21 protein-coding genes and 1 tRNA gene are annotated in these 23809 nt (G+C 45.5%); 18 read left to right on the top strand and 4 right to left on the bottom strand.

Features of this window, described 5'->3' with window-relative positions; translation table 11 throughout:
• Positions 1–5: 5 nt before the first annotated feature.
• The 15 genes from EFE42_RS00100 to EFE42_RS10410 all read left to right on the top strand — a co-directional run bounded on the left by EFE42_RS00100 (position 6) and on the right by EFE42_RS10410 (position 17523).
• Positions 6–1442: a TrkH family potassium uptake protein gene (locus EFE42_RS00100; protein WP_123135322.1), complete on the top strand. Its 1437-nt coding sequence runs from the start codon at positions 6–8 to the stop codon at positions 1440–1442.
• Between the two features lie 101 nt (positions 1443–1543).
• Positions 1544–2401, top strand: a complete 858-nt coding sequence (locus tag EFE42_RS00095; protein ID WP_158599143.1) for an ABC transporter ATP-binding protein — start codon at positions 1544–1546, stop codon at positions 2399–2401.
• Positions 2398–3183, top strand: coding sequence for an ABC transporter permease (locus EFE42_RS00090; protein ID WP_123135320.1), 786 nt, complete (start codon positions 2398–2400; stop codon positions 3181–3183). The genes EFE42_RS00095 and EFE42_RS00090 overlap by 4 nt, the downstream gene beginning before the upstream one ends.
• Positions 3184–3220: 37 nt before the next feature.
• Positions 3221–5866 carry a DNA mismatch repair protein MutS gene (mutS, locus tag EFE42_RS00085; RefSeq protein ID WP_123135319.1) on the top strand — a complete coding sequence of 882 codons (2646 nt, stop codon included), beginning with the start codon at positions 3221–3223 and terminating at the stop codon, positions 5864–5866.
• A 2-nt stretch (positions 5867–5868) separates the two neighbouring features.
• Positions 5869–7662 carry a DNA mismatch repair endonuclease MutL gene (gene mutL / locus EFE42_RS00080; RefSeq protein ID WP_123135318.1) on the top strand — a complete coding sequence of 598 codons (1794 nt, stop codon included), beginning with the start codon at positions 5869–5871 and terminating at the stop codon, positions 7660–7662.
• A 38-nt stretch (positions 7663–7700) separates the two neighbouring features.
• The gene (locus EFE42_RS00075) at positions 7701–8720 is read left to right on the top strand and encodes a cobalt-precorrin-5B (C(1))-methyltransferase (protein WP_123135317.1); all 1020 of its coding nucleotides are present in this window, start codon (positions 7701–7703) and stop codon (positions 8718–8720) included.
• Positions 8717–9298: a cobalt-precorrin-7 (C(5))-methyltransferase gene (locus EFE42_RS00070; protein ID WP_123135316.1), complete on the top strand. Its 582-nt coding sequence runs from the start codon at positions 8717–8719 to the stop codon at positions 9296–9298. Before EFE42_RS00075 ends, EFE42_RS00070 begins: the two co-directional genes overlap by 4 nt.
• A gap of 195 nt (positions 9299–9493) precedes the next feature.
• Positions 9494–10189: an energy-coupling factor ABC transporter permease gene (locus EFE42_RS00065; protein WP_123135315.1), complete on the top strand. Its 696-nt coding sequence runs from the start codon at positions 9494–9496 to the stop codon at positions 10187–10189.
• Positions 10186–10479, top strand: a complete 294-nt coding sequence (locus EFE42_RS00060; RefSeq protein WP_123135314.1) for an energy-coupling factor ABC transporter substrate-binding protein — start codon at positions 10186–10188, stop codon at positions 10477–10479. The genes EFE42_RS00065 and EFE42_RS00060 overlap by 4 nt, the downstream gene beginning before the upstream one ends.
• 92 nt (positions 10480–10571) lie before the next feature.
• Positions 10572–11363 (top strand): cobalt ECF transporter T component CbiQ, encoded by a 792-nt coding sequence (cbiQ, locus tag EFE42_RS00055; protein ID WP_123135313.1) that lies wholly within the window; start codon positions 10572–10574, stop codon positions 11361–11363.
• Positions 11357–12664, top strand: coding sequence for an energy-coupling factor ABC transporter ATP-binding protein (locus EFE42_RS00050; protein WP_123135312.1), 1308 nt, complete (start codon positions 11357–11359; stop codon positions 12662–12664). The genes cbiQ and EFE42_RS00050 overlap by 7 nt, the downstream gene beginning before the upstream one ends.
• A gap of 53 nt (positions 12665–12717) precedes the next feature.
• Positions 12718–13209: an HPP family protein gene (locus EFE42_RS00045; protein ID WP_233564662.1), complete on the top strand. Its 492-nt coding sequence runs from the start codon at positions 12718–12720 to the stop codon at positions 13207–13209.
• 3 nt (positions 13210–13212) lie between these two features.
• Positions 13213–14385 carry a cation:proton antiporter gene (locus tag EFE42_RS00040; RefSeq protein WP_123135311.1) on the top strand — a complete coding sequence of 391 codons (1173 nt, stop codon included), beginning with the start codon at positions 13213–13215 and terminating at the stop codon, positions 14383–14385.
• A gap of 272 nt (positions 14386–14657) precedes the next feature.
• The gene (locus EFE42_RS00035; protein WP_123135310.1) at positions 14658–17318 is read left to right on the top strand and encodes an HAD-IC family P-type ATPase; all 2661 of its coding nucleotides are present in this window, start codon (positions 14658–14660) and stop codon (positions 17316–17318) included.
• A 61-nt stretch (positions 17319–17379) separates the two neighbouring features.
• Complete coding sequence (locus EFE42_RS10410) at positions 17380–17523, top strand: hypothetical protein (protein WP_158599142.1); 144 nt, start codon at positions 17380–17382, stop codon at positions 17521–17523.
• An 11-nt stretch (positions 17524–17534) separates the two neighbouring features.
• On the opposite strand, the gene EFE42_RS00030 is transcribed toward EFE42_RS10410, so the two are convergent.
• On the bottom strand, positions 17535–18308 hold the full coding sequence (locus EFE42_RS00030) for an ATPase domain-containing protein (RefSeq protein WP_123135309.1): 774 nt from the start codon (positions 18306–18308) through the stop codon (positions 17535–17537).
• A gap of 617 nt (positions 18309–18925) precedes the next feature.
• Here EFE42_RS00030 and EFE42_RS00025 point away from each other — a divergent pair.
• Together EFE42_RS00025 and EFE42_RS00020 are read left to right on the top strand one after the other, a co-directional pair.
• Positions 18926–21010, top strand: a complete 2085-nt coding sequence (locus EFE42_RS00025) for an S-layer protein domain-containing protein (protein ID WP_123135308.1) — start codon at positions 18926–18928, stop codon at positions 21008–21010.
• Positions 21011–21162: 152 nt separating this feature from the next.
• Positions 21163–21717, top strand: coding sequence for a hypothetical protein (locus EFE42_RS00020; RefSeq protein ID WP_123135307.1), 555 nt, complete (start codon positions 21163–21165; stop codon positions 21715–21717).
• Between the two features lie 69 nt (positions 21718–21786).
• Here EFE42_RS00020 and EFE42_RS00015 read toward each other — a convergent pair whose 3' ends face one another.
• Together EFE42_RS00015 and EFE42_RS00010 are read right to left on the bottom strand one after the other, a co-directional pair.
• Complete coding sequence (locus tag EFE42_RS00015; RefSeq protein ID WP_123135306.1) at positions 21787–22125, bottom strand: type II toxin-antitoxin system PemK/MazF family toxin; 339 nt, start codon at positions 22123–22125, stop codon at positions 21787–21789.
• Between the two features lie 12 nt (positions 22126–22137).
• Positions 22138–22422 (bottom strand): AbrB/MazE/SpoVT family DNA-binding domain-containing protein, encoded by a 285-nt coding sequence (locus tag EFE42_RS00010; protein ID WP_123135305.1) that lies wholly within the window; start codon positions 22420–22422, stop codon positions 22138–22140.
• A gap of 306 nt (positions 22423–22728) precedes the next feature.
• Here EFE42_RS00010 and EFE42_RS00005 point away from each other — a divergent pair.
• Positions 22729–22838, top strand: a tRNA-Met gene (locus EFE42_RS00005).
• A gap of 162 nt (positions 22839–23000) precedes the next feature.
• Here EFE42_RS00005 and EFE42_RS10405 read toward each other — a convergent pair.
• Complete coding sequence (locus tag EFE42_RS10405; protein ID WP_158599141.1) at positions 23001–23138, bottom strand: hypothetical protein; 138 nt, start codon at positions 23136–23138, stop codon at positions 23001–23003.
• Positions 23139–23809 lie beyond the last annotated feature (671 nt).

Raw genomic sequence — 23809 nt, 5'->3', positions numbered from 1 at the left:
TTTGCATGAAATTCAAAGTTGTAATGGGTGTTCTGGGTACTTTACTATGGCTTCTTGGATTATTGATGCTCATACCTCTTTTTGTAGGCATGTATTATGGTGAATCCCCCCAGACATTCGCTATAGCTTTTACGATAACAATGATAGCAGGTACGGTTTTTGCTTTCAGGATAGAGCCTGCAAAAGAAGACTGGGAGCTTAAGGAAGGTTTCATGATTGTTGCTTTTGGGTGGCTGGCAGCAGCAATTTTCGGTGCAATCCCCTTTGTTCTTGAAGGAATGACTCCTATCAATGCTTTTTTTGAATCCATGTCCGGTTTTACTACTACCGGAGCTACGGTGATGGTGGATATTGAGAGTCATAGTAGAGGTCTTTTATTCTGGAGATCCATGATCCAGTGGCTTGGAGGAATGGGTATAATTATGCTGTTTATAGCCATCCTGCCCAAATTGGGTATTGCCGGTCGGCAGATGTTCAGGGCTGAAGTACCTGGTCCCCAGGAGGACAAATTGCGTCCTCGCATTAGAGAGACCGCAAAGATCCTATGGATGGTATATGTGGCTATTTCCGTTGTAGAATGTATAGCACTCTACCTTGCCGGACTAAACCTGTATGATGCTGTCACTCACACTTTTACTACCATGGCATGTGGGGGTTTTTCGCCCTATGCAGATAGCATAGCTGCTTTTAATAGTCCGGTTGTAGAAGGCATAATATGTTTCTTTATGTTCCTTGCAGGTGCAAATTTTGCATTGCATTACAGAATGTTCTATGTGGATAAGGGTAGTCTTTTAAAAGATGACGAATTCAAATTCTATACGTTAATTGTTGCAATTGCAACTTTAAGTCTTACTCTTCTTCTTTTCAAAGATCATATCTATGATCTGGGTACTTCTTTCAGGTATTCTGTATTTCAGATATTATCTATTTTAACAACTACCGGGTACGCAACGGTTGATTTTAATCAATGGGCAGATTCAGGCAGGATGCTTTTATTTATAGTGATGTTTTTTGGCGGATCTGCCGGCTCAACCGGGGGTGGGGTTAAGATTGTGCGTATCCTGCTTCTTTTAAGGTATGCAAACAGGGAACTTTTCAAAGCTGTTCACCCTAAAGCTGTGCGTATCATTCGTTTCAATGGAAAAGCAGTATCTGATGATGTAATGCATTCCATTGTATCTTTTGTTATAATTTATTTCATCATTTTTTTCATAAGCTCTGGTTTGCTTACGATAATGGGAATGGATGTGTTCAGTTCATTGAGTGCATCCATAGCAACCCTGGGTAACATTGGACCGGCTTTCAATCTTTTCGGACCGATGGCAAATTATGACCTGTTGCCGTTTATGGGTAAATTATTGCTTGTGTTGAATATGTGGATTGGCAGGTTGGAAGTATTTACAGTGATGGTAATGCTAACTTCGGCTTTCTGGAAAAAATGAAATATAATAAACCCTATTTCATTTTATTATGAATGATGTGGTGATGGCATATTGAACCTGTAATCGTTGCGAAAAATCTACACAAGAAATTTGGAAGCTTTGTGGCTGTTGATGATGTCAGTTTTGAGGTAAATAAAGGTGAGCTGTTCGGTTTTCTGGGACCCAACGGAGCCGGCAAGACTACTGCAATGCGGATTATACAATGTGTATCTCCTCCCGGCGGAGGCAGTCTCAAAGTCTTTAATATGGATGTAACACGTGACCAGCGCAAAATTAAAAACTTAATGGGAGTTGTACCCCAGGAAAACAATCTCGATATCGATTTTTCCGTTTACAAGAATCTCTACGTATATTCACGCTACTTTGATATTCCCAAAAAGAAAGCCGAACAAAAAATTGAGGAATTGCTGGATTTTGTGCAGCTCAATGAAAAAAAGGATACTATGACCGATCTTCTCTCCGGTGGCATGAAAAGGAGACTTATTCTGGCACGGGCGCTTGTGAATAAACCTCAATTACTGATCCTGGATGAACCCACAGTGGGCCTGGACCCCCAGTCCAGGCACGTGATGTGGGATAAACTGCGCAGTCTCAAAAAACAGGGAGTTACCATTGTAATGACTACCCATTACCTGGAAGAGGCCGCTCAGCTATGTGACAGGCTGGTTATAATGGATTATGGCAATATTCTTGTGGAAGGCAGCCCGTCATCGATAATAAAAGAGCATATTGGTACAGATATAGTAGAAGCGGAAAACACTCCTGAAGTGATAGCCTGTCTTGAAGGCAGCAATGCAAGGTATGAACAGGCAGGGAATATGGTCCAGATATATACCAATGATCCTCACGGTATTACTGAACATCTTTTCAGTGAATGCAGTTTGGATAAGATTACCGCAAGGGCTGCAACACTGGAAGACGTATTCCTTAAACTTACAGGGAGGAAGTTGCGGGAATGATGTCGTATTTTGCCCTGCCGGATATTACCCCGCGTGTCCTGAAAGTCTGGATGCGTAACCGGGATGTGTTCATGACCACCCTGAAGGTGAATTTCCTGCCACCCCTGGTGGAACCTATCCTGTACCTGTTTGCCCTGGGATTTGGATTGGGGAACTACATCAATGAAATCGAAGGTGTACCCTATACAAAGTTCATTGCCCCTGCTCTGATATCGGTTTCCATGATGTTTGCCGGTTTTTATGAATGTACCTTCGGCTCCTATGTGAGGATGTATTACCAGAAAACCTTTGATGCCATTATTGTGACCCCTCTGAATATAGATGAGGTAATAGCCGGGGAACTTCTTTGGGGAGCGACGCGGGGTGTGATCAATGCCAGTATTATCCTGCCGATCCTGTCAATTTTTGGCCTGGCTGTCTATCCGCATTCCCTGCTGGTAATCCCCTTTGCCTTTCTGGCAGGATTGATGTTTTCCTGTATTGCCATGTGTTTTACGGCAATCACTCCCAATATTAATTCCCTGACATATCCCTCCATCCTGCTAATTACACCCATGTTCCTGTTCAGCGGGACTTTTTTCCCGCTATCCCTGCTACCGGAAACGGTACAGTACATCGCCCTGGCAATCCTGCCCCTGGCACATATAGTGATCGTTGTCAGGTCCTTGATGAGTGGTATAATAGAGGCTTCCCTGCTACTGAACATTGCCTGGATGCTTGGAGCAACCCTGCTGGTTTTCCTGCTGTCAATAAACCTTATGAAAAAGAGGCTTATAGTGTAATAGACCAAGAATTACACGTTTGCCGGATAGATTACCAATGAGCAAGATTACACCTGCGATGCAACAATATTATGCTGCCAAGGAGCAACATCCCGATTCCCTGATATTTTTCCGTATGGGGGATTTCTATGAATCTTTCGGGGAGGATGCAAAGACCATCGCACAGGAACTTGACATAACTCTCACCACCCGTGGTAAGGGAAAGGACGGGGAAAAAATGCCATTGGCAGGAATTCCCTATCATGCGGTGGATAATTACCTGCCCAGACTGGTCCGGAAAGGCTACAAGGTCGCTGTATGTGAACAGCTGGAAGATCCCAAAAAGGCTAAAGGAGTTGTCAAACGGGGAGTGGTGCGTGTGGTCACCCCCGGAACTGTTATCGATCCTTCCATGCTTTCTGATCCCTCGAACAATTACCTGATGGCTATTGCCGGCAGGGGTCAGGATTTTGGTGTGGCCTTTTTGGATGTATCCACAGGAGAATTCCTGACTACCCAGATCAACGATCAACCTCCCTTTGACGGGATTGCGGGAGAGGTGGCACGGATGCGACCTGCCGAATGTATTGTCCTTCCCCAATTAAGGGAAAATGAGGAATTACAAAGCAGGTTGGCAGAGTTGAGGCTCTCTACCAATGAATTTGATGCTGCTTCCACGGATCCGGACTCTGCAAACAGGCATTTATGTGAACATCTGGGCGTCTCCACCCTGGAAGGCATGGGTTGTTCCGACCTCCCCTTTGCAAAAATGGCGGCCAGCTGTGCCCTGGAATATGCCCTGGAAACCCAGATGCGTGAATTAAATCATGTCCAATCCCTTCATACCTATTCCTCCTCCGAATTCATGATACTGGATTCCATTACACTGCGTAATCTGGAGGTTGTGAAAAATGTCAGGGGAGATGGAAAGGATACCACTATTCTCCAGGTACTGGATGAGACCAAAACGCCCATGGGCAGCCGCCTGCTTCAAAAGTGGATCCTTAAACCCCTGCTTGACGTCTCCCATATAAATAAACGGCTGGATGCTGTGGAGGAATTGTCTGATAACACCCTGTTGAGATTTGATGTGCGCTCCCATCTCTCCTATGTAAAGGATGTGGAGAGACTTGTGGGCAGGGTGGTTTATGGTAATTCCAATGCCAGGGACCTTGTTGCTCTCAAAAAATCCCTGCAATCTGTGCCCTCTCTCTTGGAAACCCTGAAGGGGGAGCATAAGGCAATGCTTGCCCGGATAGTACAGGGAATGGAAGATTTCAGGGAAATCGATACTCTTACCGAACTGATTGACCGGGCTATAGTGGAAGAGCCACCTCTGTCCGTGCGTGAGGGCGGTTTGATCAAATCCGGCTACAGTGAGGAACTGGATGAACTGAAGGAAATTTCCAGTAATGCCAAATCCTGGATTGCCTCATTCCAGCAGAAGGAGAGGGACAGGACCGGGATCAAATCCCTCAAGGTAGGCTACAACAAGGTGATAGGTTATTATCTGGAGGTTACCAAACCCAATATTTCCCAGGTGCCTGATGATTACATCCGCAAACAGACCATGACCAATGCCGAGCGTTTTTACACCCCCCAACTCAAGGACTGGGAAGGTAAAATCCTGTCTGCCGATGAGAAAAGGGTGGCACTGGAATATGAACTGTTCAATGAAGTCATCTCGGTGGTAGCAAATCATTCGAAACAGTTGCAGGAGATGGCAGTCTTGCTGGGAGAGCTGGACGTTTTGGCCTCCCTGGCAGAGGTTGCGGTGAACAATAATTATGTGCGTCCTTCCATTACCGATGATTGCAGGATACTGATACGGGAAGGCAGGCATCCTGTTGTGGAAAATTCAGTTGAGGGAGGATTTGTTCCCAATGACGTGGAAATGGATTGTTCTGATGACCAGTTCCTCCTTATAACCGGTCCCAATATGGCGGGTAAATCCACCTACATGAGACAGGTCGCCCTGATTGTCATAATGGCCCAGGCGGGATCCTTTGTACCCGCTTCCCATGCCTCAGTAGGTATCGTGGACAGAATATTTACCCGTGTGGGGGCTTTTGATGACCTGGCAAGCGGGCAGAGTACTTTCATGGTGGAAATGGTGGAACTTGCCAATATCCTGAACAATTCCACTGCGAAAAGCCTGGTGCTGCTGGACGAGATCGGCAGGGGGACCAGTACCTATGACGGTTACAGCATAGCAAAGGCCGTTGTGGAGTATATCCATAACAAGGGCCGCCAGGGTGTACGCTCCCTTTTTGCTACCCATTATCACCAGCTGACCGAGATAGCTGAATCGCTCAAGAGGGTTAAGAATTATCATATAGCGGTCAAGGAGGACGGAGATGATCTGGTGTTTTTACGCAAGATAATGCCCGGTGCCACTGACAAAAGTTATGGTATCCATGTAGCCAGACTTGCAGGGGTTCCCCACAAGGTGACCAAAAGGGCGCAGTCGATCCTGGAAGATATTGAAAGTGAGAGTGTGATCAGCAGGGAAAGTGAAGGTTCCAGGAAACGTAAGAGTGGTGCCAAATATACCCAGCTTTTGCTGGTAGATCCGGAAAATAGTGGGGAGAAGGATTTTGATCCGGTTGCAGAGGAAATAAGGGACCTGGATATCAATAACCTCACTCCAATGGAAGCGTTGAACAGGCTGCATGCTATACAGAAAAAACTGAAGGAGAGTTGATTATGGAAAAGCCGGAGCATATCCATTTACTTGATGAGGCCACGATCAACCAGATCGCTGCAGGAGAGGTCATAGAAAGACCTGCCTCTGTGGTCAAGGAGTTGATAGATAACTCTCTGGATGCAGGAGCATCGGATATTCGAGTGGAAATAGAGGGGGCAGGATCAAAGAGTATCACCGTGATAGATGACGGCAGCGGAATAGGCCGGGACGAAGCTCTGCTGGCCTTTACCAAACATTCCACAAGCAAGATCGAAAGCAAGGATGACCTCCACAGGATAATTACCCTGGGTTTCAGGGGCGAGGCGCTCTCCTCTATTGCGGCTGTTTCCAGAGTAGAACTTATCAGCAGAACCGCGGATTGCCTTTCGGCTGTAAAAATCGGGGTGGAAGGAGGTTTAGTTGGGGAGGCAACAGAGACCGGATCTTCGGTGGGTACACGTGTAGAGGTAAGGGACCTGTTCTATAATACACCGGCCAGGCGCAAGTATCTCAAGAGCAAAAGGACCGAACTTTCCCATATAACTGATACCGTAACCCGGCAGGCCCTTGGTAACCCCGGGGTTGCTTTTACTTTGCTAAATGAGGGTAAGGTGGTGCTGCGTTGCGGCAAAGGTGAACTATTCGACAGGATGGTACAGGTACTGGGAGCAGATGTTGCAAGACAGTTGATACCCCTGGAATACAAGGATGACCTGTTATCCCTTTGGGGTTATATCTCAAAACCGGGATATTACCGCAGCAATCGTGAGATGAATTATTTTTTCATTAATGGAAGGAATATATCGTCCCCTGCTATCAGTAATGCCGTGAGGCTGGGATACTATACCATGCTGCCCAAAGGCCGCTATCCTGCCGCGGTACTTAATGTGAAGATCAATCTGGAGGAGGTGGATGTCAATGTCCATCCGGCAAAACGTTATGTCAGGCTGAGCAGGGAATATGAAATAATGGATGGTATCACGGCGGCTGTTGAGCAGGCCCTCAAACAGGAGAAACTGGTGCCCGAGGTAAAGCCGTCCCGTACCATGACCATGCAGTCATCCCTGGCATCTCCTGAGAAACCAACTTCAAAGGAATCCGTATCTGCTGAATCTCCTGTTATCCGGGAAAAGACCTCGAATTACACTGCCCCTCCCAGAGATACCCAGCGCCGGCTCAAAAGCTCAGAAAGGGCTATGGCAGAAGAAAAAGCTCAGCCGGAAAGGGTGGGATCGGGTGTGTCAGAGGCACATATCCTGGGGCAGGTCAATGATCTATATATAGTGGCTGAGACCGATGAGGGACTTTTGCTGATAGATCAGCATGCTGCGCATGAGCGAATAATGTATGAACAGATATCCAGGAGAGTAAAACACGACTGGCAGGAACTGATATCTCCTGTGACAGTTGATCTGTCCACCAGGGAAAAAGTGTTGCTCGAAGAATACATCCCCTATCTGGAAGACCTGGGATTTTCCCTGTCAGAATTTGGTACGCAGACCTATGTGATAACAACCGTTCCCACTGTGATGGGAAAGATAGAGGATCCTTCGGTTGTGTACGATCTACTGGCCGATCTCTTTGCCCGGGGCAGGGTAAAGGAGAAGAAGGGTATGGAAGACATGTTATGCAAGACAATGGCCTGCAGGAGTGCCATTAAGGCAGGGGCGCCCTGTAATATGGAACAGATGCAAAATTTGCTGGACCAGCTTGAAAAGACCGAGAATCCCTATACATGTCCCCACGGGCGACCCACAATGATAACCCTGGGCAAAGCAGAACTGGATAAGCTGTTCAAGCGCACGGGTGTATGACGCTAATTTTATAACTGTAATAAACGGAGTAAATGACAATGATCGATTCTGTGAATAAATCCAAAATTCCCGACGAGTGGCTTGACAAGGCAGCCATGCCACGAGAGGAACTCATGGAGGGTATAAAGAACGGAAGGCTCGTAGTTTTAAGTGACGGTTCAGTTCTCAAGAGAGGTTATACCACCGGGACAACCGCGGCTGCGGCTGCCAAAGCGGCTGTGCTTTCCCTGCAAGAGCAAGTTAAGACCGTTTCCATACCAACTCCTGTGGGCCTGCGTGCATCTATTGATGTGAAGGAAATTAGCAAGGGTTATGCGATGGTGACCAAGGTCAATAATGATCATGAGTCCGATATTACCCGGGGGCTTGAGTTTGTAGGGAATGCCCGTGAAGCAGATTCAATTATAATTAATGCCGGTGAGGGTATAGGCACAGTGACACGTGGGGGCCTGCAGGCTAAAAAAGGCCACCCTGCTATCAATCCCAAACCCCTGCAACAAATAAAGATGGCCGTATTTGAAGCTGTTGAACAACTGGGTCTTAGGGGCGCGGAAGTGGAAATATCCCTGCCCCGAGGGGAAGAAATAGCACGACAGACCCTGAATTCCACTATCGGTGTGGAGGAAGGCATTTCTATTCTGGGTACCACGGGGTTTGTAGAACCCTGGAATGACCATCTCGGAGAAATGAAAGGAGACCTGATTCGGTGTTCCGATAAAGTTGTCCTCACCACCGGCCGCATAGGTATTCGTTATTCCACAATGCTGTTTCCCGATTACACGGTTGTACTTGCAGGCAGCCGCATTTCCGAAGCACTCGAGGCTGCCACAGGCGATGTCATAATCTGTGGCCTGCCCGGGCTTATTATCAAATGGGGTGACCCGGATGTACTTGAGGGTACGGGGTTTGCTACGGTTGCCGAAATGGTGGAGATGGAACCTGAAGGGCAGCACCTGAGCAGGGCCTTTGAAAAAACCGTGGAAAAGGCAAAGGGTGCCCGGGTTGTGATCGTTGAGCGTGACGGTACTGTGCTTATGGATAGCGGGGAAAAGAAATGATAGTTGTGGGTGTGGGAGTGGGGCCCGGAATGCTCACAGAACAGGCCATCGAGACAATCGAAAATGCAGGTGAGGTGTATGGTTCTCCGCGATCCCTTGAACTCGCCGGTCCATATATAAAGGGCAAACCAAAGAAGATTAAGGATTACAAGAACCTGCACCTGCTGGGCGAAGATACTGTAGTGCTTTCCACCGGGGATCCCATGTTTTCGGGTCTGGGCAAGTTTGCCGGAGAAGGGGACAGTATAATTCCGGGTATATCCTCGATGCATGTTGCCTGTGCCAGGACGAAAACGAGTATGAATGGGTTAGCGGTGATTACCGCTCATGGCAGGGACCCCGGTCCTGCAATAGAGGCTTTTGTTACTGAAATTAAACTGGGGAAGAATGTCCTCCTGCTTCCTGCCGGGACTTTCGGGTCCGTGGAAGTTGCCGAAATTCTAGAGGAAATGGGGGTGCAGGCCAGAATATACGTATGTGAAAAACTGGGTTATCCTGAAGAAAGTATAATTGAGGGCACAGTTGACAATCCTCCGATGGCTCAATCGGCTCTTCACTGTTTGCTGGTTGTCAGATAACAATCCAGCAATTTTGTTTTATTTTTATTATTTAAAAAATTTGACTAACCGGCAGGTCTTTGTTTTATATTGTAATCAAGTTTGGTTTATTAAACAACAAGATATTTATACAATAAATTCTCTATGGAATCTATCAACTAACATGTTGTTTAGTTAAGTTTACTTGTAAAATGTTGCAATTAGGAGTGATATAGTATGCATATTATGGAAGGATTTTTGCCCTCCCCATGGTGGCAATTGTGGTTTGTATTCTCTATTCCGGTTATAATGTTCGGTATGTATCGCCTCAACAAACTGGTCTCTGAAAGACGTGATCTCCTGCCTTTACTTGCAGTAGCAGGAGCGTTCATATTCGTCCTGTCCTCCCTGAAGTTACCCTCTGTTACGGGCAGTTCCTCCCACCCTACGGGAACGGGAATGGCCGCTATACTGTTTGGCCCGGCAGTCACAGCGGTACTGGGTGTAATTGTCCTGCTGTATCAGGCTCTTTTCCTGGCCCATGGAGGATTGACAACCCTGGGTGCAAATGTGGCTTCAATGGGTATTATAGGTCCGCTAGCTGCATATTTGATCTATAAGGCGGGTATGAAGGCCAATATTAATTTCTATGTGGTGGTTTTCCTTGCGGCCACCTTTGCGGATTGGATTACCTATGTAGTAACATCCACCCAGCTTGCCCTGGCGTTCCCGTCACAGACTGGTGGATTTATGGGATCTCTCCAGGCCTTTTTGGCGATATTTGCCACAACCCAGGTACCGCTGGCGATCATGGAAGGTGCTCTGACTGCATTGATATTCAAGTACATTATACAGGTCAAGAGCGATGCCCTTGTGGAATTGAAAGTAATCTCTCAGGAAACTGTTAACAAGCTCAGGGGGATTACTGCATGAAGATCGGCAAAGGTGAGATCATATTCGCTGTGATCGCGGTATTCTTTGTGGCATCCTTTTTCTACGGGATGGCTGCAAACCCGGGTTCCGAGTTCGGGGGTGCAGACGGTGCTGCCGAGGGAGTGATCACTGATGTAACGGGTGGTTATGAGCCCTGGATAGGCAATCTGGGGTTTGAGCCTCCGGGGGGGGAAACCGAAAGTCTCCTGTTCGCACTGCAGGCAGCCATCGGGGCAGCTGTGCTAGGATATTTCTTTGGTTACTATAAGGGTAAAGGCCGCTCTGACTGATTTGCCTTTAACTTCCTTTCCTTTTTTTGACGACATATATTAATATCTAAAAATCAATTTTGCGCACTACAATTCACACGGAACGATTTATTATGACCAAGATGCTTGATGATTATGCACTGCTCAGCCCCCTGCGTTATACCAATAACTGGCTGAAAATTGGGGTGGTTGGCTTTGGGATTCTTATGGGTATATCTTCCCAAGCTCCGCTTGTGCCTTTTTCTATAGCCATCTGTATGTCGCTGGCAACGCTTATTTTTGGTAGAGTACCTCCGAAATTCTACCTGAAGCTCCTGATGGGACCTGCAGTTTTCGTTGTGTTTAGTATAATCATTATCGCCTTCTTTTTTGGTGGTGGTCCTGAACTTTTTGGTTTCAATGTGCTGGACTATCATCTGGGTGTAAATACCGGTGGGCTGTCAATGGCTTTCCTGGTATTTTCCAGAACCCTGGGTGGAATGTGCTGTCTGTTCTTCCTGGCACTGACAACCCCCATGGTGGAGCTTTTTTCGGTACTAAAAAAAACGGGATTACCTGATTCTTTCATCGAGCTGTCAATGATGATGTACAGGTACATCTTTGTGTTTCTGGATGTTGCGTGGTGTATCAAGCATGCCCAGACAGTAAGGCTGGGTTATCATGATCTGAAGACATCCCTGCATTCCATGGCCATGCTCTGTTCGACACTTTTTTTGAGGTCCTGGGAGCAGGGAGAAAAAACGTTTGTGGCAATGAATGCCCGCTGTTATGACGGGAAAATGATGATTTTTGAGGAAAAAAGGCCGGTGAATTTTTCAGAAGTTGCATTGAGTCTTACTTACATGGTTGCAATCGTGGGGGTATGGTACGTTTCTAATGGTATGCTGGAGGTTAGTTTTTGGTAATACTTGAAACACGCGGACTGAAATATTCCTATCCCGACGGGACCCATGCTGTTAAGGGTGTGGACATCAAATTGAGAAAAGGCAAAAGAATTGCTTTTGTAGGAAAAAACGGATCGGGTAAATCCACCTTATTTTTGTTGCTTAACGGTACTCTCAAGCCTGCTGAGGGCAGGATATTTTATGATGGCAAGGAACTGGCCTACGATCAGGCATCCTTAAGAGAAATAAGAAAAAACGTTGGTATTGTTTTCCAGAATTCCGATGATCAGGTATTTGCACCTACTGTCTACCAGGATGTGGCTTTTGGGCCGGTCAATCTTGGCTACAGCAAGGCAGATATTGAAAAGAAGGTAGACGGGACCCTGGAATATTTCGGCCTGAGCGGACTTAAGGATAAACCTCCGCATCATCTGAGTGGAGGCCAGAAAAAGAGGGTTGCTATTGCGGGTATCGTGGCTATGAATCCCCAGGCTATTATACTGGATGAACCACTGGCAAACCTGGATCCCGTAGGGGCCGACGAACTTCTGGATGTACTGCACGAACTCAATCATATGGGTACCAGTCTGATAATTTCCACCCATGATGTTGATCTGGCCTACAGCTGGGCGGATTATGTTTTCTTCATGGTGGACGGGGAGGTTATCGGGGAAGGTACTCCGGATGAAGTATTCCAGGATGATGAACTGTTGCGGCAGGCCCACCTGAAACGGCCGGTGACCTTTGATATATATAAGGAGATTGAAAGGCGCGGGCTTGCCCATGGCAACAGGCAGCCCAGGACCGTGCCGGAAATCGTGGACACTCTCAAACCACCGGAATTGATGTGGGTGGAAGTGCCTCCGGAAACCCGGGAAGGCGACATATTGAATCTGGGTGTACTGCATGGTGAATATGCCCTGCAATGTCCTTATGAAGCAGTCAATGCCCGTGTTCTGCATATCCATGAGGGTGGCTGGGCGATTGTGGAACTTACCAGGCATGGAATAAAAGCCGGGGGTATCCTGATCTATGATATGGATAGGTTCGATCCGGCTGATTTTGATGGATTCCTGGAAAAAGAGAATATTGATATTGTGGGTGCCATGGGTAAAAAAAGCAAACTTATGGCTGAGAAGAATTCGTTATGTGTCGATATATCAACCGGGGTTATTGATCGTACTATCCTGATGGCTCTGTGCGGCAAAAGGTGTATGATATTGACAAGCGGGGGTATGATCCCCCATTCAATGCAAAGAATTAATGAATATATTGATAGAAGTGGCATAGCCCTGAATGTCACTGTGGTAAATGGCCATTGATATTGGGATAATCTCTTTGTATAAAAAGAAGATATTCTAGATTGGGATTGATTGTGTTTTCTGAAGGAGAGTTTAACGATCAGTATTCGGCTGAGGCAGAATATTCAGACCTTGATGAGAAGTGCAGCCGGATTTTTGTGAAAGATATAATGGAGGTCCGGCCCGTTGTTATAAACGCAGATGACCCTGTGGAGAAGGTACTTGAAGTATTTAATGAAAAGGAGTTCCATACCTATCCAGTGGTGGAGAAAAATGGTGATTTTCTGGGTATAATTGACCAGAATATTATCCTGCAGTTATTAACCCACCGTGTGTCCCGGCTTGATCATACTCATCTTATGGCAGTGAAATCCCTCAGTGAATTTGCCCGGGGAATTATGATTCCTCATCCTGTCACCATTCCACCTGAGATGGATCTATGTGAAGTAGCAGAAATAATGATAAAACATAAAGTGGACCGTTTCTGTGTGGTTGATAAAGATAAACTTGTGGGCATAATATGCAAACCGGATGTTATTAAGGCAATCTACAGTTTAAGGGGTTAATAGATGGAGTTTTTATTCCAGATCCTCATTATTTTACTATCTGCCAGATTGTTGTCCGAGATTTCTGAAAGAGTTGGTATGCCAGGTATACTGGGGGAAATTCTGGCAGGTATATTGCTGGGGATAGCGGTTCTGGAAAATACTGATACAATTTCTTCTGTTGCACAGCTGGGTGTCATTTTTCTCTTATTTATTGCAGGCTACAAGGAAGTTCATATTGAGGATTTGAAAGCATCTTCTAAAAAAGCGATCATTGCAACCATTTTCCAGATATTGATAGCTTTTATAGCCGGTTTTGGACTGGGATATTATTTTGGGCTGGGCAATCTGGAAAGTCTTGTTCTGGCAGTGGCTTTCAGTCCAACAAGTATAGGAGTTACTGTAAAAACATTATTAGATATGGATTATTTATCCAGTAAACCCGGCTCAATGATGTTAAGTTCGGCGATTTTTGATGATATTATCAGCATTTTCCTGGTATCTATTGTTAGTACCATGGCACAGTATAATTCAATCTTTTCACCCATGCAATTTCTTACAATGATAGGCAAGCTTATGGTATTCGTTGGTGTAATGTATTTCCTGGCCCGTTATGTCTTATCCCGTCTTTTTGGACATGTAAGAAAAATGCATGCAAGAGAGTCCATATTTGCTACTGTAATATTGGTCGCACTGTTTTCTGCCTATTTTGCAGAAGCGATGGGATTACATGCCGTTATCGGTGCTTTTGTGGGGGGTGTAATGCTTTCAAATATACCTGTTGCCAAGATCGAGGATGTACAAAGTAAGGTTTCGGGATTGGCTTATGGTATGCTTACACCGGTTTTTTTCGTATATATAGGAATGTCTGTTGATCCGATGTCTCTGGGAGCTGCAGGTATTTTTACTGTATTGATTGTGATTTTAGGTTTACTGGGTAAACTTGTGGGTGGTTTTGCAGGTGCTAAAACGGTTGGTTTTAATTTTTATGAAAGTCTTATATTCGGCGCAGGGATTATGCCCAGGGCAGAGGTTACTCTTGTGACGATTTCTATTGGCAGGGAGATGGGCATAATAGGAGAGGAAATATTTTCGGCAGTTGTATTGCTGTCTGCTGTTTCTATCTTTGTTGCCCCCATGTTGCTTAAATTTGCTATACAAAAGGACAAGGAGAACAAGAGTTCTGCTTCAGGCTGATCTTTGCCTGCATTTATGACTGCAGTGAACTACCCCTGAGCTAAAGACCAGGGGTTTTACGCTGCGTCCTATAACAGAGACGAAATCTTTTCAGCCGTGGTCCTGATGGTGGCAGTTTCTATCATTATCTCACCTGTTGTACTCAAGTTTGCAATACAAAAGGACAAGCAGAAAGACACTTATAACCCTGTGGGTTGAAGCCTGAATCGTATTTTACTGCAATAAAGATTTAATATAGTATGTACCAAAGTTAATCTGGGAGCTGGCAGGTTATGAAATTATCAGAGCAGGGTTGTATGCAATTGCCCGAAAATATCGCAGATTCTGAAGGGCTTGGAAGAGCTGAAGTTTCTGCCAAACTCCAAAGGCAAGGGTATAATGAGCTGGAAGAGACGGAAAAAACCACTCCGCTTAAGATTTTTGTTGGCCAGCTGGGTAATGTTATTGTATGGGTGCTGGCTGCAGCGGCCCTGCTCTCCCTGTATATAGATGAAGTGGTAAATTTCTGGGTGATTCTAGGGCTTATTATTTTTGTGATCTTACTGGGTTTTGTGCAGGAATACAGGGCTGAAAAGGCCATGGAATCCCTCAAGGGGATTGTGCGGCCAAAGACCACTGTCTTACGTGAAGGTACCCTGCGCCAGGTTGCGACACGGGAAATTGTTACAGGGGATATTCTGGTACTGGAAGCCGGTGACAGTATACCTGCAGATGCCTGTGTCTTTGAATTGCAGGAACTTAAGGTGGATGAATCCGCATTGACCGGGGAAAGTTTGCCTGTGGAGAAGAACCTGAACGAGCCTCTTTATGCCGCAACCCAGGTTGTCAGGGGTAAATGCAGGGCTGTGGTGATGGCCACGGGTATGGCTACGGAACTGGGGTCGATCGCTTCCCTGATCCAACCTGCAAAGGAAGTTACTCCCCTGCAAAGGGAGGTCTCGGCATTTTCCAAAAAACTGGCATTCGTGGCCTTGCTGGCATCGGGGATGGCTTTAGGGCTGGGTATTTTTGCCGGTGCTCCTGTCGAGGAGATGCTGATCATTGCCCTGGCCCTGGCAGTGGCTGCGGTGCCTGAAGGCCTTCCTCTGACCCTGACGATCACGCTGGCTTACGGGATGCGCCGCATGGCTGGCAAAAACGCCATCATCCGCAAGATGCTTGCGGTAGAGACCCTGGGTTCGACCTCGGTGATATGTACGGATAAGACCGGGACCCTGACGCGTAATGAGATGACGGTTGAAAAGATTTGGACCATGGAAGGGTTGTTCGAGGTTACGGGTTCGGGTTATGGAGCTGAAGGGGAATTTGTGCTTGACGGGAATAATTTCAATCCCGAAGATTCCACACTGGAATTGATGTTGAAAGGGGCAGCCCTTTGCAACAATGCATCCCTGAATCAAAACGGCAATTCAGAGGATGTGGTGGGAGATCCCACAGAACTGGCCCTGCTGGCGGCTGCTTCAAAAGCGGGTATCCGCAGGGAGGAGTCTGCGGGGGAGCATGAAAGGTTGCATGAGATCCTTTTCACTTCTGATAGAAAAATGATGACGACAGTCCATCGGGAAAAAGAGGGATCAATTTCCTTTACCAAGGGGGCTGTAGAGGTTGTGCTTGAGCGCTGTGATCACATTCTTAAAGATAATGAGCGGGTGCAACTTGACCGGACCACCAGGGAGACCATTCTGGAAGAAAACAGCAGGCTTGCCTGCGGAGCCTACAGGGTGATTGCAATTGCCCGCAAGGATGTGGGGGATAAGTGGGATGAAACTGAGCTGGAAGAAGGGATGACCTTCCTGGGCCTGCTGGCAATGACCGATCCGGTAAGGGAAGGTGTTACTGAGGCTATCAGTTTGTGTCATCAGGCAGGTATCAAAGTGGTGATGATTACGGGGGACAATGTAAAAACCGCCCTGGCTATCTCTGACAAACTGGGAATTCCTGCAGAGCAGCCTGATAATATTTCAGATCCCGAGGGTATACTGGCTGACGGGGCGATTACAGGAGACGAACTGGCGGGTTTGAGTGATGAAGCCTTTGCAAAGATCGCGGAGCATATTCATGTGTATGCCAGGGTTATGCCAGAGCAGAAATTGAGAATCGTTAAAGCCCTGCAGGCAGAGGGACATGTTGTTGCCATGACCGGGGACGGGGTGAATGATGCTCCTGCGCTTAAAAGGGCCGATATCGGTGTGTCGATGGGGCTGAAGGGCACGGATGTGGCCCGCCAATCCAGTGATATGGTGCTGCAGGATGATAATTTTGCTACTATTGTGGAGGCTATCAAAAGAGGCCGGACCATTTATGATAATATTGAGAAGTTTACAAGTTACCTGGTCTCAGGTAATTTCAATGAGATTATACTGATCATGCTGGGCATATCCCTGCTGGGCTATGAACTGGTCCCCCTGCTTGCCCTGCAGATCCTTTTTATCAATATGTTCGGCGAGATCATGCCTTCAATTGCGCTGGGCCTTGATCCGGCAAGAGAAGAGGTGATGCACCGCAGCCCCCGGCCTGTGGGGGAAGGAATCCTGGCCGGCAGGAAACTTGTACTTGTGGGTTCTGTGGCCGGGGTGATGGGCCTTGCCTGTTTTGCTTCCTTCTTGCTTGCAGACCCGACCGCAGACCTGGAGCGGGCACGCACAATCGCGTTTGCTACGGTGGTGAGTATGATCCTGTTTGTGCCGTTTGCTTTCCGCTCCCTTGAGATATCTGTGCTGAAAACCGGTTTCAGGAATAAATTGATCATTGCAGGGGTTTTGAGCACACTGCTCCTGACACTGGTGGTTATGTATGTGCCTTTCCTGGCTGTTGTATTTGACCTGCAACCCCTGGGTCTGCAGGACTGGTTGTTGCCCCCTGGCTTTGCGGCAGTTACACTGGGATTTGTGGAAGTTTTGAAGGGGTTGCTGTTCAGGAAGAATTACGGGTGAAAAGGTTTAGATATGTTTATACAATATAAAATAAATATATTTATGGAGACGGTGAACAATCATGAATTACAGATGTCCCTTATGTGAAGGTAAAATGAACAGGTGGAGATATCCAACCCTTAAGCGCCACGATCAGTTTGGACGCAACCTGGTAGTATACAAGTGTATTGAATGTGGAAATGAGGAAATGTATCCCGACCTTTAAGGGTCAGGATCTTAGAAGTGTGTGTATACTTCTTCGTGGGGATGGATCACGAAGCCTTCTTTTGTCACATCATAGGGGTGGACTTTTTTACTGTGATCCGAGCCCCGCATCTTGTAGATCTCGACACTGCGGCTGCGGACGTTGTCATGCATGTCATAGTAGAGGGAGAATGTACCATCGGTGACGAAGTTTTCCACACCGAACCGGGAGGGCTGGTTCTCGTCGATTACCTCACAGGTCATCAGGGATGTCAGACCGATTATTTCCAGGGTGGTGCTGAGTTTGAGCAATTCCACGCGTATCCGGGCGGCTTCATGCAGGTAGAAGCTGATGGATGTGGTGGAATCTATCAGGGCCCTTTTGGCATCGATCTCTTCCTGGGTGGCGATGATCTGGTCCATCATTGAGCGAATGTCGAAGGGACGCACGTCCACATATTTTTCCTGGGAAGGGATTCCGATCTTTGTCGAACAGGCATCGATTATTGCGAGTTTATTCTCTTCTTCCAGGGCCTGCAGGTCCCAGCCAAAACGCATCATGTTCTCACGGATCTGTTCGGGCCGCTCTTCAGTGGCCACGATAATCCCGTTTTCCCCGTACCGGGTGATCCCGTTATAGATATACTGGGTTGAGAAAATGGTTTTCCCGGCACCGGAAGTACCGGATACCAGATAACTCCTGTCACGTACAAGGCCTCCTCCGCACAATTCATCAAACCCGGGAATCCCGGTCTTGACCCTGTTCCCTTCGTCTTCAGTGGAAATCTTCTCTGCGCCTGTAAACATTTAGCATCGCCTTCCTCATGTAAGCCGGGTAGTACCCCTCATAAGTTTAAGTATAGTTATTTATTCATCCTGTTGGATTTTGGGGCATTGTGAAATTAATGCTCCATATATCAAATAGTATTAATGTGGTTTTATTTATATATAGGTGCCGTATAGTTAGAAACTATCGTTACAAACTGCGATATACTGGAAATCACCTATACATTTTGTCGAATAAACCAACCATTTTGTGCGGTCCTGTCAGGGCAATATCCGCCCAAAATGCAACCCACAAAGTCTGAAGTCGACAATATGTCAAGTATCAGTTGTATTTTCAACGGCCCCTTTATTAAATCGAACAAAAATTGTTCGGCATATGACGTGAAATACATCGATATTTACCAGTAAAAAAGGCGTTTTTTGACCCTCGAGACCACAAAAGATTTAATAAGCAATTTTCTTATTAGAGGGTTGCAAACCAATATGACGGGATCAAGAGGGTGATGAGTTCCCTTTCGTCAATGAGCGTAATGTTCACCGATGAAAGGTTGATTTGACGTACATGTGTACGTTTTATTGTTTATCAATCACTCTTTACCTTGACCATATATCTACAAATTAACTAACGGAGGAAAATAATGAAAAGACTAACAGCAATTTTAATGGCTGCCCTTATGGTCTTAACAGTATTTGCTGGCGTAGCAAGCGCTGCAGATTCTGTGGCGATCAGGGGACCAATATTTGACGAAGCTGCCAATTTTTCTGATTGGAGATCCAACTCTTCAAATGGAACTTGGGAAATTAATGCACAGAACTTTGCCGGCTTCTGGTATGACATCGATGATGGTCTTTCCAGTGAAACCATCACGATATACGCAAACGGTACAACTAGTGACAGAAAACTCGATGAAGCTGAAGATGCTCTCATATATGAGGCAGCAATTGAGTCTGGTATTGCACCAGAATACAACTTCAGTGTTGAAGATGCTGTCAACACCCCTCTTACCTTCGAGAAGATTGGCTTCATGGCTGAGGAATATGTCCCAATCGTCGAGGGCGATGCATCCATGCTCTCCAAACTTCTGATGGACGACGATACAAGTTACACCATCAGAACCGGTGAAGCCCTTGAACTCGGTGAAGGTTATGTATTAACTCCACAGCAGATCGATGTCGACGGTAACAAGGTCTGGCTCGAGCTCACCAAAGACGGTGAATTCATTGATGATGCAGTAATCAGTACATCTAATGCTGATAAAGAAGAGAAAACCTGGTATGTTGAACAGGAAGTTCTCGGAGAAGATGTTGATACGCTTGTAATCCATGTCGATGAAGTATTCCAGGGTCAGGTTGACAGTCTCGCTGTAATCGAAGGTATCTGGCAGATCTCTGACGATGCCATGGAAGTTGAAGTAGACGATGAATTCGGTAAAATGATTGTCGATGAAGATGGTGGTTCTACTGGTACAATCGTAATGAGTCTCGACGAGTCCATTACACTCGATGCAGATGACACATATGACCTCATGGAAAATTTGAAATTTAAGGTAGCAGATGATTCTGCAGATTTGAGATTCTATCTCATGCAGGAATACACTGAACCAGGTACATATGAAATCCGTGGTACTGTTGCTGAAGCACCAGGACCTAATGGTACCATTAGCTGGACTGCAAATGATTCAACTTATTCATTTTCTGGATTCTGGTATGACCTTGATGAAGATGATACTTCAGAAACCTTGAATGTATGGGGACTTAACAACAATACTGACAGAAAACTGGATGATGATCCAGTAGAGTTGAACTACACAACTTCAATCGTAAGTGGTATTGCACCAGAATACAACTTCAGTGTTGAAGATGCTGTCAACACCCCTCTTACCTTCGAGAAGATTGGCTTCAGGGCTGAGGAATATGTCCCAATCGTCGAGGGCGATGCATCCATGCTCACCAAACTTCTCATGGACGATGACACCAGCTACACCATCAGAACCGGTGAAGCTCTTGAACTTGGTGAAGGTTACGCAGTGACCCCACAGCAAATTGACGTTGATGGTAACAAAGTATGGCTTGAACTCACCAAAGACGGTGAATTCATTGATGATGCAGTAATCAGTACATCTAATGCTGATAAAGAAGAGAAAACCTGGTATGTTGAACAGGAAGTTCTCGGAGAAGATGTCGATACGCTTGTAATCCACGTTGATGAAGTATTCCAGGGTCAGGTTGACAGTCTCGCTGTAATCGAAGGTATCTGGCAGATCTCTGACGATGCCATGGAAATTGAAGTAGACGATGAATTCGGTAAATTGATTGTCGATGAAGATGGTTCTACTGGTACAATCGTAATGAGTCTCGACGAGTCCATTACACTCGATGCAGATGACACATATGATGTAACTGATGAAATCATGTTCAAGGTTGCAGATAGTGATACACTGAGATTCTACCCATTCGTCGAGAAGACCATCGAAGGCGAAATGGAAGAAGAACCTGTTGAGGAAGAACCAGTCGAGGAACCTGAGGAGAACGTGACCGAAGAGGAACCTGTTGAAGAGGAACCTGCTGAGAACGTAACCGAAGAGGAACCTGCTGAGAACGTAACCGAAGAGGAACCTGCTGAAGAGGAACCTGAAGAAGAACCTGCAGGAACCCCAGGGTTTGAAGCAGTCTTCGCAATCGCTGGACTTCTGGCAGTTGCCTACCTCGTAAGGAGAAACTAAGCAGACTTGAATGATAGAAGGGACTAATCCCTTCTACTTCTTTTTTCTTTTTTTGGTTTGTGTTTTACTCTTTTTTGATCTGCTCGTTGCGGATTACTTTTAAATATCTGAATCTAAATTATAATCCATCCGCTTTGGAAAAGGGATCTTTTATGAAAATGAGAATAGTAGCATTGCTTTTGGCCATTACAATAATAATGCTTGCAGTGTCGGGATGTACCGATACAGGCGGTACAGGTGAAGAAATCGATAATCCTGAGATCGGGTCTGTTGCAGATGCAGTGTCACTTGACGAAGTGCCGGCAGGGTTTGAGATGATAGGTGAGCGTCAGCTGGACTCTGGAAGTGTGCTGGATGGTGTGGGCAGTGAAGAGACGGTAGTTCAGGCCACGCAGGGAATCTACAAAAACGGGGATAGTGTGGAAGTCCATGTCAATGCGATTGAATGCACTGACACGGATGCTGCCCAGACCCTAGTCAACGACTACAAAAACGAATTCAATCCAATGGCACAGGGAGAGAGGTTCACCGAGCACTCCATCAATGACCACTTTGCCACACGCATCATCTGGCATGTGACCGAGGGCGGGGAGGACGTGCCACGTTATGCCTATGTCTGGAACAATGAGAGCATGGTAATCCAGGTCAGGGGAACTACCTCGGATCCCAACCTGCTGTTTACCTTTGCACAGGCCACAGGTTACTGATGGGGAGGGTTTTTCTCCCATCTTCTTTTTTTTATTGCTATGATTGCTACCATGGAGAATAACAGGTAGTCAGGAAGTGAATACCTCAATTAATTTCTCTTCGACTTGTCGCATCTTTTCTGAACTCAGTGTACCTGATTTTGCAAGAATTGTATCCACATCCAGGGTCATTATCATGTTAGTTTTTACAAGACTGGATGCTGGTAATGATCCTTTTGCGAAATCTTTTGAGCTCACTTGTATTGCATATTCGTCATTGCGTATCATTTGACTTGTAATTTGACACACAATCACATTGGTCCCTCTATGACAGGCAACTACCAATATTGGTCGGGTTTTTAACTTCGACATATCTGTATAGGGAAACGGTATAACCACCACATCCCCTTTCCTGAACGTTCCTGCCATTGGTAAAATACCTCATGATTCGGTCTGTTCATTTTCCAGGGCATGTTCAAGCAGATTATCCCATGCTTGATCTTCCTCTGGTGTATCCCACTCTTTGGCAAACGACGGCTGGGATGTTAAAGCACATTCTAATTTTTCCAATACGTATGAGAGGGGGCGAATCTCTATATGATCCGCGTATGCCACAATTGCGGCATGTGAGCCTTCCGGGAATGTGCTGTTTCGCAGATTCTTGGGTATGACAATTTGCCCTTTTGAGGACACTGTCATTTCTTTGAATCCAATTATTGCTTCCATTCCAAATTCTCCTTTTTATTTTTTATAATGATATTTCTCATTTCCCTTTGGATTTATGTAAGACAAAATCTTTGGTAAAATTTCATCTTACTCTGTATTGCTCAGGAATAATACATAAATTTATGGTACCAGATTTTCAATCTGGAAAAATACATGCCATTTGTGATTTGTCTATCCAGAATCACATTGGGAGCCCTCTTCTTATAAAAATAATAATGTATTAGTGGAAGTTAGAGGAGAGGGTTTCCACAGAGCCTATAATCGATACTTTTTAATACCACTTTTACCTTCTGTATGTGCTACCAGGCCCGGATAGCCTAGTTGGTTGGGGCGCCAGACTCATAGGGTAAACGATTGGGTGCTCCCATGTCTCCTGAGACATCTGGAGGCCGCGTGTTCGAGTCACGCTCCGGGCACTTTTTTTTAAAAAGTAAGACTTGTTTTTAGGTTTGCCCGGGATGTATTTTTATTTGATTACTGTTTCTGTAAAAATCAAAATTAGTAAGCGGACCAAACGAAGTTCTATCTGTAAAATCTCTGAAAAGGTAGAAAAATGAATCGAAAAGAATATGAGAGATTTATAATTTTTCAAGTCTTCTCATTAGTTCTCTATTCCTTTCCATGCTCTGCTCAAAGCGTTTTTGTTCTTCTGGAGTAAGAGCAGATACCTTCTTATTTTTACATTTCATATATGGATAAGATACACTCTGCTTCATGTTATACCTCCACTAATAAGGTTATGAGCCCTATAAATATTATATGTGTAATGCTTTTTGTATGTCAAACACATCTGGTATGTTACACACCTTAAAGCTAACTATAACCTATTATTTTGCAAATAATTATCGTTGGTGGTGCTATATACTTCAATGTGGGTTTACAATCACATCTTCCTGTGCTATACGTCTCTCTCTGTTTCCAGAATTCTGGATTCCTGAAATTCTTTCTCCACCAATTTATTGTTTAGTTTAGGTAAGAAGGAGTTAATCAGAAATCTCGTAAATTTTAATAGATATTTTCACTTCAGCCCGGCTTGCTACACATTTAATAGTTTTAACAAATAAACAAAAATAGGCTAATTAAATTTGACATATTGATATTAGTACTCAAAAATAGGGTTTGTACAACTCTATCAAACTTAAGTCGCATAATATAAGGGTTTGCTCTGGTACTTTAAAATATTCTATTGATATTTTGTACATATTAATAAAAATATATTGATCCAACGGTATTAATATGCCTAAATAATCCTGCTTTCAAAAGGTATATATATCAAAAGCGATATTCATGAGTTCCCGCACAATACGTGTGTGGAAACATAATCACCTTCATATCAATGGAGACAGGAGATAACAATTCTGTCTGACTCACGCAATGGCAGTTCGGT

The sequence above is a fragment of the Methanohalophilus sp. RSK genome (assembly GCF_003722075.1).
GTDB lineage: Archaea > Halobacteriota > Methanosarcinia > Methanosarcinales > Methanosarcinaceae > Methanohalophilus.
The sequence above is the reverse complement of the archived record's forward strand: the minus strand, read 5'-3'. Positions and strand labels throughout refer to the sequence as shown.

Bases quoted from the DNA above. Each gene is read 5' to 3' on its own strand.
- EFE42_RS10410 (WP_158599142.1), top strand. From the start codon at position 17,380: ATGAATTACAGATGTCCCTTATGTGAAGGTAAAATGAACAGGTGGAGA.
- EFE42_RS00090 (WP_123135320.1), top strand. From the start codon at position 2,398: ATGATGTCGTATTTTGCCCTGCCGGATATTACCCCGCGTGTCCTGAAA.
- EFE42_RS00060 (WP_123135314.1), top strand. From the start codon at position 10,186: ATGAAGATCGGCAAAGGTGAGATCATATTCGCTGTGATCGCGGTATTC.
- EFE42_RS00075 (WP_123135317.1), top strand. From the start codon at position 7,701: ATGATCGATTCTGTGAATAAATCCAAAATTCCCGACGAGTGGCTTGAC.
- EFE42_RS00025 (WP_123135308.1), top strand. From the start codon at position 18,926: ATGAAAAGACTAACAGCAATTTTAATGGCTGCCCTTATGGTCTTAACA.
- EFE42_RS00030 (WP_123135309.1), bottom strand. From the start codon at position 18,308: ATGTTTACAGGCGCAGAGAAGATTTCCACTGAAGACGAAGGGAACAGG.
- EFE42_RS00020 (WP_123135307.1), top strand. From the start codon at position 21,163: ATGAAAATGAGAATAGTAGCATTGCTTTTGGCCATTACAATAATAATG.
- EFE42_RS00015 (WP_123135306.1), bottom strand. From the start codon at position 22,125: ATGGCAGGAACGTTCAGGAAAGGGGATGTGGTGGTTATACCGTTTCCC.
- cbiQ (WP_123135313.1), top strand. From the start codon at position 10,572: ATGACCAAGATGCTTGATGATTATGCACTGCTCAGCCCCCTGCGTTAT.
- EFE42_RS10405 (WP_158599141.1), bottom strand. From the start codon at position 23,138: ATGAAGCAGAGTGTATCTTATCCATATATGAAATGTAAAAATAAGAAG.
- mutS (WP_123135319.1), top strand. From the start codon at position 3,221: ATGAGCAAGATTACACCTGCGATGCAACAATATTATGCTGCCAAGGAG.
- EFE42_RS00040 (WP_123135311.1), top strand. From the start codon at position 13,213: ATGGAGTTTTTATTCCAGATCCTCATTATTTTACTATCTGCCAGATTG.
- EFE42_RS00065 (WP_123135315.1), top strand. From the start codon at position 9,494: ATGCATATTATGGAAGGATTTTTGCCCTCCCCATGGTGGCAATTGTGG.
- EFE42_RS00070 (WP_123135316.1), top strand. From the start codon at position 8,717: ATGATAGTTGTGGGTGTGGGAGTGGGGCCCGGAATGCTCACAGAACAG.
- EFE42_RS00010 (WP_123135305.1), bottom strand. From the start codon at position 22,422: ATGGAAGCAATAATTGGATTCAAAGAAATGACAGTGTCCTCAAAAGGG.
- mutL (WP_123135318.1), top strand. From the start codon at position 5,869: ATGGAAAAGCCGGAGCATATCCATTTACTTGATGAGGCCACGATCAAC.
- EFE42_RS00035 (WP_123135310.1), top strand. From the start codon at position 14,658: ATGAAATTATCAGAGCAGGGTTGTATGCAATTGCCCGAAAATATCGCA.
- EFE42_RS00100 (WP_123135322.1), top strand. From the start codon at position 6: ATGAAATTCAAAGTTGTAATGGGTGTTCTGGGTACTTTACTATGGCTT.